We start from the raw sequence: 11,636 nt of genomic DNA, 5'->3' as shown, positions 1-11,636 counted from the left end.
TCGGTCTGGGTGTCTCGAACGCGGTGCAGGCGAAGGAGGTCGCGGTCTTCGCGGACGGCGTGATCGTCGGCTCGGCCTTCGTCAAGCTCCTCCTCAACGCCCCCGACCTCCCGGCCGGCCTCGCCGCCGTGCAGGCGTTGGCGGGCGAGCTTGCGGAAGGCGTACGCAGGAGCTAGGCGCGGCTGATCGCGAACGGGGTTCTGTAGCCCGTTCGGGTGGATGTGGGAGCGGGGAGGCACGAGAGTGCCTCCCCGCTTCGTTTGGCGGGGCGTGAGTGACAAGAACGACGGTGCGAACCGCGATGCGAAGAGAACGGCCCGCGAGCGACTCCTGGTGGAGCGCGAGCGGCAGAAGAGCAAGGACAAGCGCCGCCGGACGCTGGTGGTGTCCGCCGCGGTCGTCGGCGTACTGGTCCTCGCGGGCGTAGTCGGTCTGCTCGCGGCCAATGCGGGCAAGAGCGGCGCGGACAAGGACAAGGCCGGTCCGGTCGTGGCCCCCTCGGGCGCCTCGGGGAAGGACGCCCTCGCGATCCAGAACGGCAAGGACTCCGCGAAGTCGACCCTGACGATCTGGGAGGACTTCCGCTGCCCGGCCTGCAAGTCCTTCGAGGACGCCTACCGCGCCACCCTCCACGACCTGGTCGCGAAGGGACAGCTCAAGGTCGAGTACCACCTGGTGACGCTGATCGACGGCAACATGAGCGGCAGCGGCTCCCAGAAGGCGGCCAATGCCGCGGCCTGCGCGCAGGACGTCGGGAAGTTCCCGGCGTACCACGACGTCCTCTTCGAGAACCAGCCGAAGGAGGTCGACGACGCCTACGGCAAGAACGCCCGGCTGATCGAGCTGGCCGGCAAGGTGGACGGCCTGGACACCCCCGCCTTCCGCCAGTGCGTCGAGGGCGGGACCCACGACAGCTGGGTCGCCAAGTCGTACGACGCCTTCAAGGCGCAGAAGTTCCGCGGCACGCCCACGATCCTGCTCGACGGCAAGGACATCTTCGCGGACCAGGCCAATCCGCTCACCCCGGAGAAGCTGAAGGCGAAGGTCACGGCGGCGGCCGGCGCCGGAGCGCCCGCGCAGTCGTCGCCCGAGGGGTCGCCGCAGGCGTCGGCGCGACCGTCCGCGTCGGCATCGTCTTCGTCCTCGGGGCGGCCCTCGGCCCGCAGCTCGGCGGGCAGCTCCGCCCGTAGCTCCTCGGGTACCTCGGCCGGCACGTCCTCGGGCAATGCGTCGGGCAACGCGGCGGTCGACGGGGACTGATCCGGCGGCCTCGGGTCCGTGCCCGCCGGATGATCGGCAGGTGTCGATTTGACGCCAGCTTGCCGGGCGGGTTGCGGTGCCCACCGCCCGGCAAGGTAGCGTCTGGGTTGCCATGGAACTTGCTTACATTCCCAGCCCGTCGACCGGTGTGGTCCATCTCGGACCGATCCCGCTACGCGGCTACGCGTTCTGCATCATCATCGGCGTCTTCGTCGCCGTCTGGCTCGGCAACAAGCGCTGGGTCGCGCGCGGTGGCCAGCCGGGCACGGTGGCGGACATCGCCGTGTGGGCGGTTCCGTTCGGCCTGGTCGGCGGACGCCTCTACCACGTGATCACCGACTACCAGCTCTACTTCGGCGAGGGCCGAAACTGGGTCGACGCCTTCAAGATCTGGGAAGGCGGCCTCGGCATCTGGGGTGCGATCGCGCTGGGCGCGGTCGGTGCCTGGATCGGTTGCCGCCTGCGCGGCATCCCGCTGCCCGCCTGGGCGGACGCGCTGGCTCCGGGCATCGCGGTGGCCCAGGCCTTCGGCCGCTGGGGCAACTGGTTCAACCAGGAGCTGTACGGCCGCGCCACCGACGTGCCGTGGGCCCTGGAGATCAGCGACGGCCCGAACCGGGTCGCGGGCACCTACCACCCGACCTTCCTGTACGAGTCGCTGTGGTGCCTCGGCGTCGCGGCCCTGGTGATCTGGGCCGACCGCCGCTTCAAGCTGGGGCACGGCCGGGCGTTCGCGCTCTACGTCGCCGCCTACTGTGTCGGGCGCAGCTGGATCGAGTACATGCGGGTCGACGAGGCGCACCACGTGCTGGGCCTGCGGCTCAACGTGTGGACGGCCATCGTGGTCTTCGTGGCAGCCGTGGCCTACCTGATCCTGTCGGCGCGGCTGCGGCCGGGCCGCGAGGAGATCGTAGAGCCGGTCCGTAGCGCCCCGGAGGGCAAGGACGCTCCGGCGGACAAGGATGCCCCGGCGGACAAGGACAAGGACGCGGCCGGTGCCGCGACCGACCAGAAGTCCGTGGACTCCGGGAAGTCCGAGAAGCCCGAGGGGCCCGTGCAGCTGGAGAAGGCCGACACGGTCGACGCGGCCGACACCGTCGACGCGGCCGTCGAGGACGAGAAGCCCGGGGCCAAGAAGCTCTGACCCGCACCGGGTCACCGCACCACCGCATCACACCGTGCTCCGCCGGATCCGATCCGGCGGAGCACGCGTGCGTCACGACAGCACCCGGGGCTCCCGTCGGGAGAGCGCCATGACCTGCTCCGCGCCCGCCAGGACCGCCGGATCCACGAACCGGCCGTCCGGCAGGGCCTGGGCGCCCGGAGTGCGGCGCGCCGCCGCGACGACCTGCTCGGCCGCGGTGACCTCCGCGGGCCCCGGCAGGTAGGCCCGCTCGATCACGGGCAGCTGCCGCGGGTGGATCGCGGCCCGGCCCAGGAACCCGAGCGCGCGGCCCCGGACGCAGGACTCGGCCAGTGCCTCCAGGTCGCGGATGTCCGGGAAGACGGACTGCGGCGGGGGCGCGAGTCCGGCCGCCCGGGCCGCCACGACCACGCGTGAGCGCGGCCAGTCGAGCCCCGCGTCCGCGCTCACCCCGAGGTCCGCCCGCAGGTCCGACTCGCCTAGGGAGAGCCCGCGCAGCGCCGGGTGGGCGCGGGCGATCTCGTACGCGCGCTCCACGCCCAGCGCCGACTCCAGCAGCGCGTACAGGGCCACCCCGCCGGTCCGGTCCGCGATCGTGCGGATCTGTTCCGGCGCCGTGATCTTGGGCAGCCGCAGCCCCGAGAGGCCGTGCAGCCCGGACAGCGCGGCCAGGTCCGCCAGCGCCCAGGGCGTGTCCAGGGCGTTCACCCGGACGTACACCGGAGTCGGGGGCCGGTGCCGGAGCAGCTCCGCCGTGGCCGCGCGGGCGTACTCCTTGCGGGAGACCGGTACCGCGTCCTCCAGGTCCACGATCACCGCGTCCGCGCCGCAGCCGAGCGCCTTCGCGACGACCTCCGGCCGGTCCCCGGGTACGTACAGCCAGGTCAGGATCACAGCGCTCCCTCGGTCCGCAGGACGTCGATCTCCGCTCCGGACAATCCCAGTTCGGCCAGCACCGCCTCGGTGTCCGCGCCGTGCGAGCGGCCCGCCCAGCGGATCGCCCCCGGCGTCTCGGAGAGCCGGAAGAGGACGTTCTGCATGCGCAGCGGGCCGAGGTCCGGGTCGTCGACCTCGGTGACCGTGTCCAAGGCCGCGTACTGCGGATCGGCCAGCACGTCGCGCACGTCGTAGACCGGTGCGACCGCCGCCTGCGCCTCCTCGAAGGCCGCGACCACCTCGTCCGCCTTGTGCCGGGCGATCCATCCGCCGACCGCCTCGTCCAGGACGGCCGCGTGCGCGGCCCGCCCCGAGCCCGTCGTGAACCACGGCTCGTCGATCAGCTCAGGCCGCCCGACCAGCCGCACCACCCGCTCCGCGATCGACTGGGCCGAGGTGGAGACGGCCAGCCAGCGGCCGTCCGCGCTGCGGTAGGTGTTGCGCGGGGCGTTGTTCGTGGACCGGTTGCCGGTGCGGGGCTGCACGTAGCCGAGCTGGTCGTACCAGAGCGGGTGCGGGCCGAGGACGGTCAGGATCGGCTCGATGATGGCCAGGTCCACGACCTGCCCCGCCCCGCTGCGGTCGCGGCCCGCGAGCGCGGCCATGACGGCGTACGCGGTGGCCAGCGCGGCGATCGAGTCCGCCAGCCCGAAGGGGGGCAGGGTCGGCGGCCCGTCGGGCTCCCCGGTCATCGCGGCGAAGCCGCTCATGGCCTCGGCGAGGGTGCCGAAGCCCGGGCGGTGGGCGTACGGGCCGAACTGGCCGAAGCCGGTCACCCGGGTCAGGACCAGCCGGGGGTTGACGGCGGACAGCTCCGCCCAGCCCAGCCCCCACTTCTCCAGGGTGCCGGGACGGAAGTTCTCGATGATCACGTCGGACCCGGCGGCGAGCCGCAGCAGCACCTCCTGCCCGCCGGGCGTGGACAGGTCGAGGGTCATGGTCCGCTTGTTGCGGCCCAGCAGCTTCCACCACAGGCCGATGCCGTCCTTGGCCGGACCGTGGCCGCGCGACGGGTCGGGGCGCCGGGGGTGCTCGACCTTGAGCACGTCGGCGCCGAAGTCGCCGAGCATGGTCGCGGCCAGCGGTCCGGCGAAGAGGGTGGCCAGGTCGAGGACGCGCAGCCCGGCGAGCGGGCCGGGGGCGGCGGCGGTGGCCGCCGCGGGGACGGGGGTGGGCGAGGGGGCGGTCACGGCCGGGGTCCGGTGCCCGCGAAGGCGTCCGTCTCGGCGCGCGAGGGCATCGAGTCCTGGGCTCCGGCCCGCTGCACCGACAGCGCCGCCGCCGCCGAGGCCCAGGCCAGGGCCGCACGCATGGTGCGTCCCTCGCCGAGTGCCACGGCGAGCGCGCCGACGAAGGTGTCCCCGGCCGCGGTGGTGTCCACGGGCCGGACCCGGGGCGCGGGCACGGTGTACGGAGCCTGCCCGCGCGCCGCGTGCAGGGCCCCGACCGCGCCGAGGGTGATGACCACCTCCGGTACGTCGTGCAGCAGGGCGTCCGCCGCCAGCCGCGGGTCGGTCAGCCCGGTGAGCGCTGCCGCCTCGTGCTCGTTGGGCACCAACAGGTCGATGGCGGCGAGGAGTTCGGCGGGCAGTGGCTGGGCGGGCGCGGGCGTGAGAACCGTACGCACGCCGTGCGCGCGGGCGGCGCGGGCGCCCGCCAGGACGGCGGTCAGCGGCAGTTCGAGCTGGAGCAGGAGGGAGCCGCAGGCGGCGATCCGGGACTCGTCGCCGGCCTCCAGACCGGTGACGCCGGCGTTGGCGCCCGGGATCACGATGATCGAGTTGCCGCCCTCGTCGTCCACGGTGATGTGCGCGGTGCCGCTGGCGCCCTCGACGGTGCGCAGCGCCGCCGTCTCCACCCCGGCGGCCGAGAGCGCGGAGCGCAGCCGGACGCCGAAGGGGTCCGCGCCGACCGCCCCGATCATCGTCACCTCCCCGCCGCTGCGGGCGGCGGCGACGGCCTGGTTGGCGCCCTTTCCGCCGGGGACGGTGCGGAACTCGCGGCCGGTGACGGTCTCTCCGAGGCGGGGGGCCTTGGGGACGTAGGCGACGAGGTCCATGTTGGTGCTGCCGAGCACGGCGATGGCCGTCATGAGCGTGCTGCCTCCTGTGCGGTGAGGTGGGCGAGGGTGTCGAAGCCGATGCCGTCGAAGCCGGGGACGCTGGTCGCGAGCCGGTTCTTCAGCGGGGCGGTCCAGCGGTGCGGGAGGCGGTCCGGCGAGCCGGCGAGCGCTCCGGCGAGCGCGCCCGCGGCCGCGCCGTTGGAGTCGGTGTCCCAACCGCCGGACACGGCGCGGCAGATGGAGCCGGTGAAGTCCCCGTCGGCATGGGTGAGGGCGGCCGCGATCAGCGCGGTGTTGGGGACGGCGTGCACCCAGTGGTAGTGACCGTAGCGCTCGTGCAGCCGGTCGACCACGTCGTCGAAGCGGGGGTGCTCGTGCGCGGCCCGCAGGGCGAAGCGGACCGCCTCGGCGAGCCGGGAGCGCGGGGGTACGACGGCCAGTCCGGCGGCGAGCGCGCCGTGCGCGTCGGCCCGGGGGGAGGCCGCGGCGGCGGTGGCGGCGGCGACGAACAGGGCGGCGTAGACGCCGTTGCCGGTGTGGGTGAGGACCGCGTCCCGGTGGGCCTGGGCCGCGGCGGCCACCGGATCGCCGGGGTGGGTCCAGCCGTGGACGTCGGCGCGGATGAGGGCGCCGATCCACTCGCGGAACGGGTTGTGGCGGGTGGCGGTGGCGGGCGGCTCCAGGCCGAGGAGGAGGTTGCGGTACGCGACCCGCTCGGCGGTGAAGGTGCGTCCGGCCGGCAGCTCGTCGAGCCAGAGCCGGGCGACGTCCGCGGTGGTGAAGCCCTTGCCGTGGCGCTGGAGCAGGAGCAGGTTCAGCAGCGGGTAGTTGAGGTCGTCGTCCTCGGGGGTCCCGTCGATGTTCTCGGCGAGGGAGGTCGGCGCGGAGCGGCGGTTCCACGGGTACGCGGCGAGCAGCTCGGCGGGGACCCCGCGGGCGGTGAACCAGTCGTCCAGCGGCCAGTTCCCGGCGGCCCGGGCCAGTGCGCGGATCCCGACGAGCGGCAGCTTCTCGACGGGCTTGCCGAGCACGCACCCCACGGCCCGCCCGAGCCAGGCGGCCTCCAGCCGGTCCGCCTGCGGCGAGGTTGCGCGGTCCGCGGGCCGGGGGCGGGGGTGTGGGGGCCAGGAGGTGGTGATGGCGGGCCAAGGGGTCGGTTCGTCCGTCGGCGAAGGGTGCGGGAGGGCGGCCAGGTCGTCCAGGAGGCGGTCGGCGAGGGCGCGCAGCCGCGGGTCCGCGGGGATGGCCGAGGCGCCGGCCCGGGCGGGGGCCGGGTGGCCGCCCGCCGCCAGCCAGGCCCGCCGCAGCGGCTCCGCGGCCGGGCCCCGCCCGTCCTCCTCGGCCTGGCGCAGCTCGTGCCCGACCAGGTCCTCGGGCTGCGCCCAGGTCAGCCGGACGCCCCCCGGCGCGGGGGCCGCCACGGCGGGCCGGCTCATCGGGGGTCGGCGATCGCGGCGAAGGCGTGCTCGTGGGCCCGGCGGCGGGTGCGGTCGAGGTCGAAGACCTCGCGGGCCACCCGGGCCAGGGCCGCCGCGGGGGCGTGCAGGTCGAGCCGGCTCGCCTCCGCGACCTCCTTCGCCCACCCCTCGGGCACCGCCGCCGCGCCGCCCATGGCCCCGGCCAGTGCCCCCGCCATGGTGGCGATCGAGTCGCAGTCCCGCCCGTAGTTGACGCCGCCGAGCACGGCCTCCTCGTACCGGCCGTCGGCGACCAGCAGCATCCCGAGCGCCACCGGGAGTTCCTCGATCGCGTGCAGCCGGGACGGCCGGCGGGCGCCGAGCGAGGGGGCGCGGTAGTCCGGGCCGACCGAGTCGTAGGGGGCCACCGCCGCCCGCAACGGCGCGATCGCCGAGGCGAAGTCCCGGTGCAGGGAGGCGGTTTCGGCGACCGTCTCGATCGCGGCCCGGGTGCCGTCCTTGGCCAGGGCGAGCGTCGCCTCGACCACCGAGGTGGCGCTCGCCCCCGGCAGGCAGGCCGCCGCCACCGCCGCGGCGAACACCCCGGCGGCCTCCCGCCCGTAGGACGACTGGTGGGCGCCGGCGATGTCCAGCGCCTCCGCGTACGCGGCGGCGGGGTTGCCCGCGTTCACGATGCCGACCGGCGCCGCGTACATCGCGGCCCCGCAGTTGACGATGTTCCCGCTGCCCGCCTCGCGCGGGTCCACGTGCCCGTAGTGCAGCCGGGCCACGATCCACTTCTCCGCGAGGAAGATCCGCTGCAACGGCAGGGCCTCCGCCTCCAGTTCCGGGATCCAGCGCGGCCGGGACATCAGGTCGGGGACGAGGTGGTCGGCGACCGCGTAGGCGTCCAGGTGGTCGCGCACCGCCTCGTAGACGCGCACCAGCGCGTGCGTCATCAAGGTGTCGTCGGTGACGTGCCCGTCGCCCTTGTGGTAAGGCGCGATGGGGCGCGCGGTGCGCCAGTCCTCGTACCAGGGGCCGACGACGCCCCGTACCGGACCGCCGTGGCGTTCCACGATCTGGTCCGGTGACCAGCCCTCCACCGGGCCGCCGAGCGCGTCCCCGACGGCCGCGCCGACCAGGCAGCCCGCGGCCCGGTCCTCAAGTGTGAGCGTCATGTCCGAATCATCCCCTGGGGCTTGAGTTCCTTGGGCGAGGTGAGTTCCGTCCGCGCGAGGAGGGCGGCGAGTTCCACGAGGTCGGTGCCGGCGAGGCGGGGCAGCGCGCAGCCGGACAGGGTGCGGCAGGCGTCGCGCCAGGCGGAGGTGATCGAGTCGCCGCCGCCGAGCGCGCCGGTCAGCGCCCCGGCGAGGGCGGGTGCCGAATCCGCGACGCGGGACAGGCAGGCGGCCGCCGGTACCGCTTCGGCGACCCGGCCGCGGGCGGCCGTCGCGAGGGCGAGGGCGACCGGGACGGTCTCGGCGGCGGCGATTCCGTAGCTGTAGACGTGGTCCACGATCTGGTGTTCCAGCAGCGGCACGATGGCGAAGGCGCCGCCGCTCGCGTGCGCGTCCCCGTCCGCGTTCGTGGCCGCGTGGGCGCGGGCGAGTGCGACGGCGTGTCGGGCGTTGCGGCCGATCTCGGTGGTGGCGGGCAGTTGGTCGAGCGCGGCGTCCACGGCGGCGTCGGTGCCGGCGCCCGCCAGGGCGGTGGCGACGGCGGCGGCCATCGCGCGGGCGCCGTGCACGCCGTCGCCGTCCTGGGTGTAGCGGGCGTCGAACTCGGCGAGGTCGGCGGCCGCCACTGGGTTCCCGGGGTGGACGACCGCGAGGACGCAGGCGCGGATGCAGGCGGCGTCGTCGAAGTAGTGCGGATTGTCGTGGCCGGTGGCGGGCGGGCGCAGGCCGGCCGCGAGGTTGCCGAGGCCGGCCCGTACGGAGATCCGCGCGCGCAGCGGCAGGACCGCCGACTCGACCTCGGGGGCCCGCTCGGCGGCCGCCGCGACCTCGCTGGCCAGGGCGTTCCAGGCCAGGTCGATCGCGGCCCGCATGCGCCGGGACCGGCTCAGGTCGCTGAGCAGGGCCCCGGCGGCGGTGAGCACGGACTCGGCGGCGAAGGCGGCCCACTCGGCGTCGTCGCTCGGGCCGAGGCGCAGGGGTTCGGGGGGCTGGTTGAGGGCGATGGGGACGGGGAGGGTGGTGGTGGCGTTCTGCTCGGCGAAGGTGTCCAGTTCGCGGGTGAGGCGGCGGGTCCATTCGGGCATCCGGCTGGCCCGGTGCCGTGCGGCGGGCCAGCCGGCCGCGTCCCCCGCGGCCAGCCCGAGCAGCAACCCCTCGATCCGCCGCACGTCCCCGCCCGACCGGGTCCCCGGCTCTGCTCCGGGCGCGGGCGCGATGACGAGCGCGGGCACGGGCGCGGTTGCGGGTGCGGGCGGCGCGGGCTCGGGGGCCGTTGCCGGTACGGGGGTGGGCGCGGGCTCGGCGGCGGGGGTGGGCGCGGGGGCTTCGGGGTGGGTGGGGGCCGGGTGGGGGAGTGGGGGTGCGGTCATCGGGAGGGCTCGGCTTCCGGGGTGAGGAGGTCCGCGATGTCCAGGACGTGGTAGCCCCGCATCGAGGGCAGGCAGCTGCCCCGTACCGGGCCGATCGCCGAGGACCACGCGGTGGGGATGGCGGCGGCTCCCGACAGCGCGCCGGCCAGGGCGCCCGCGACGGCCGCCGTGGTGTCGGCGTCGCGGCCCATGTTGACGGCGGTCAGGACGGACTCCGTGAAGTCCCCGCCACAGGCGGCGAACGCGCCGAACGCCAGGCCCACCGCCTCCGGCGCCAGGTCCGTCCACGGGTAGCCGCCGATGACCACCGCCGAGCGCACCGCCCGTTCGCCGCGCGGCGCGGCCGTCACGGCCCGGCGCAGCGAACGGGCCGTCCAGGAGTCCGAGGGGATGACGGACAGGGCCGCCGAGACCACCGAGGCCGCGGATCCGCCCGCCATGGCCGCCGCCACGCCCGCCGCGACGGCCTGGCCGCCGTAGATGCCCTCGCCGTCGTGGCTGACGGTGCCGTCGATCGCGACGAGCCGGGCCGCCTCGGCCGGGCGCCCGGCCGCGAAGACCCCGAAGGGCGCGGCCCGCATGGCCAGGCCGTCCGACCAGGCGTGCCGGTGCTGCGCGGAGATGGGCGCGGCGAGTCCGCGCCGCAGGTTCTCCAGCGTGCCGCGCTCCGAGAAGCCCGCACCGCGGAAGGGCCCCTCGTCCAGGTCCGCGATCCAGTGGTGCCAGGCCCGTTCGACGTGCGCGACGGTGAGCGCCGACCCGTGCCGGGCCAGCAGCAGGCCCGAGAAGATCGCGTACTCGGTGTCGTCCGTACCGGCCGGGTCGTCCGAGACGAAGCCTTCGATCCGGCCCCACTTGGCCCGGATCTGCGAGGGCTTCATGTTCTCGGCCGGTGCGCCCAGCGCGTCACCCACCGCGAGGCCCAGCAGAGCGCCCCGGGCCCGGTCCAGTACGACCTGCGGACGGTCCTGTGGACGGGCCTGCGGACGGTCCTGCGGATGCGACTGCGGATCGGATGCAATCAGCTCCATGGGCGCGCCTCTCCACTTGGTGGAACTCATCATGAGCCCATGGGGGATTTGTGCCATGGCATCGGGTTTGTCGGTTGCCGCGAAACACCCCTCGAACCTCCCCGTCACCCGGTCGCCGAGGGACGAAAGCCCTGGTAAGTACGGCCTACCTTGCTGGCGGCGGTCAGAAATCGTGCGTAGTTTCGAGGTGTTCAGGGGGAGTGGGTGCCTGCACAGGACCCGGGCATACCCGTGTCGTGCTCGCGCGCACCCATTTCGCATCACAAGGGGAGTAGAACCGCATGTCCATCATCGACATCGAAGCACCGCTGCACGAGGCCCACCGCGACAACCACACCCACCGTGACGTCAACGGTGGCTGGCTGCGCCCGGCCGTCTTCGGTGCCATGGACGGACTGGTCTCCAACCTCGCCCTGATGACCGGTGTGGCGGGCGGTGCGGTCGCGACGCAGACCATCGTCATCACCGGGCTCGCGGGTCTGGCCGCGGGCGCCTTCTCGATGGCGGCCGGTGAGTACACCTCGGTCGCCTCCCAGCGCGAGCTGGTCCTCGCCGAGCTCGACATCGAGCGGCAGCAGCTGAAGAAGCACCCCATCGACGAGATGGAGGAGCTGGCCGAGCTCTACGTCTCGCGCGGGGTCGAACCCGCCCTCGCCCGCGAGGTCGCGATGCAGCTGTCCCGCGACCCGGAGCAGGCGCTGGAGATCCACGCCCGCGAGGAGCTGGGCATCGACCCGGACGACCTGCCGTCGCCGCTGGTCGCCGCGGTGTCCTCGTTCGGCGCCTTCGCGCTCGGCGCGCTGCTGCCCGTACTGCCGTTCCTGCTCGGCGCGACCGCGCTGTGGCCCGCGGTGCTGCTGGCCCTGGTCGGCCTGTTCCTGTGCGGCGCCGTGGTCTCCCGGGTCACCGCCCGGTCCTGGTGGTACAGCGGGCTGCGCCAGCTGGTCCTGGGTGGCGCGGCCGCGGGTGTGACGTACATCCTGGGCACGTGGATCGGTGGCGTCGTAGGCTGACCGCTCGAAGGATGAGACACTATGCAGAGAGCCGCATAAGTAGTTCGTTACTCGCCGGTTTCGATCGGTTTCGATCGTGTGACCGGCGGGCAATAGTTCTAGGGCGGCCGGGCAATGATGCCCAGCCCACCCGGGACTTCCGCCTCGCGCATCCGCCCGCGCAGGTCCCCTCTTTCCGATTCGTGCATTGTCCGCATGCTGGAACGAGATATCCGGTTCCCGGGATTGCCGCCATCATGTAA

The 11,636-nt window shown here is 74.5% G+C and carries 10 protein-coding genes and 1 pseudogene; 4 read left to right on the top strand and 7 right to left on the bottom strand.

Features of this window, described 5'->3' with window-relative positions; translation table 11 throughout:
• The 3 genes and pseudogenes from ACIQWR_RS40250 to lgt all read left to right on the top strand — a co-directional run.
• Positions 1 to 176, top strand: a 176-nt coding sequence (locus tag ACIQWR_RS40250) for a tryptophan synthase subunit alpha (protein ID WP_404020778.1), incomplete at its 5' end; no start/stop codon positions are given.
• Between the two features lie 94 nt (positions 177 to 270).
• Positions 271 to 1,056 (top strand): annotated as a pseudogene (locus ACIQWR_RS40245) (DsbA family protein); the annotation flags it as partial.
• Positions 1,057 to 1,372: 316 nt separating this feature from the next.
• A complete protein-coding gene (gene lgt / locus ACIQWR_RS40240; RefSeq protein WP_404020767.1) occupies positions 1,373 to 2,404 on the top strand; it encodes a prolipoprotein diacylglyceryl transferase in 1,032 nt (343 codons plus the stop codon).
• Positions 2,405 to 2,476: 72 nt separating this feature from the next.
• Here lgt and ACIQWR_RS40235 read toward each other — a convergent pair whose 3' ends face one another.
• From ACIQWR_RS40235 to ACIQWR_RS40205, 7 genes are read right to left on the bottom strand one after another with little or no spacing between them, the layout of a single operon-like run.
• Complete coding sequence (locus ACIQWR_RS40235; RefSeq protein WP_404020764.1) at positions 2,477 to 3,298, bottom strand: HpcH/HpaI aldolase/citrate lyase family protein; 822 nt, start codon at positions 3,296 to 3,298, stop codon at positions 2,477 to 2,479.
• Positions 3,295 to 4,530 carry a CaiB/BaiF CoA transferase family protein gene (locus ACIQWR_RS40230; RefSeq protein WP_404020761.1) on the bottom strand — a complete coding sequence of 412 codons (1,236 nt, stop codon included), beginning with the start codon at positions 4,528 to 4,530 and terminating at the stop codon, positions 3,295 to 3,297. The genes ACIQWR_RS40235 and ACIQWR_RS40230 overlap by 4 nt, the downstream gene beginning before the upstream one ends.
• Positions 4,527 to 5,432 (bottom strand): ribokinase, encoded by a 906-nt coding sequence (gene rbsK / locus ACIQWR_RS40225; protein WP_404020759.1) that lies wholly within the window; start codon positions 5,430 to 5,432, stop codon positions 4,527 to 4,529. Before rbsK ends, ACIQWR_RS40230 begins: the two co-directional genes overlap by 4 nt.
• A complete protein-coding gene (locus ACIQWR_RS40220; RefSeq protein ID WP_404020756.1) occupies positions 5,429 to 6,838 on the bottom strand; it encodes an ADP-ribosylglycohydrolase family protein in 1,410 nt (469 codons plus the stop codon). The genes rbsK and ACIQWR_RS40220 overlap by 4 nt, the downstream gene beginning before the upstream one ends.
• Positions 6,835 to 7,980, bottom strand: a complete 1,146-nt coding sequence (locus tag ACIQWR_RS40215) for an ADP-ribosylglycohydrolase family protein (protein WP_404020753.1) — start codon at positions 7,978 to 7,980, stop codon at positions 6,835 to 6,837. Before ACIQWR_RS40215 ends, ACIQWR_RS40220 begins: the two co-directional genes overlap by 4 nt.
• Positions 7,977 to 9,350, bottom strand: coding sequence for an ADP-ribosylglycohydrolase family protein (locus tag ACIQWR_RS40210; RefSeq protein ID WP_404020750.1), 1,374 nt, complete (start codon positions 9,348 to 9,350; stop codon positions 7,977 to 7,979). Before ACIQWR_RS40210 ends, ACIQWR_RS40215 begins: the two co-directional genes overlap by 4 nt.
• Positions 9,347 to 10,381: an ADP-ribosylglycohydrolase family protein gene (locus ACIQWR_RS40205; RefSeq protein WP_404020748.1), complete on the bottom strand. Its 1,035-nt coding sequence runs from the start codon at positions 10,379 to 10,381 to the stop codon at positions 9,347 to 9,349. The genes ACIQWR_RS40210 and ACIQWR_RS40205 overlap by 4 nt, the downstream gene beginning before the upstream one ends.
• A gap of 281 nt (positions 10,382 to 10,662) precedes the next feature.
• On the opposite strand from ACIQWR_RS40205, the gene ACIQWR_RS40200 reads away from it, so the two are divergent.
• Complete coding sequence (locus ACIQWR_RS40200; RefSeq protein WP_404020746.1) at positions 10,663 to 11,394, top strand: VIT1/CCC1 transporter family protein; 732 nt, start codon at positions 10,663 to 10,665, stop codon at positions 11,392 to 11,394.
• Positions 11,395 to 11,636: the final 242 nt, after the last annotated feature.

Origin of the sequence: Streptomyces sp. NPDC098789, from assembly GCF_044759975.1 — a bacterium.
Taxonomy (GTDB): Bacteria; Actinomycetota; Actinomycetes; order Streptomycetales; family Streptomycetaceae; genus Streptomyces.
Note: the sequence above shows the minus strand (reverse complement) of the source record. Positions and strands in the feature narration are given on the sequence as shown.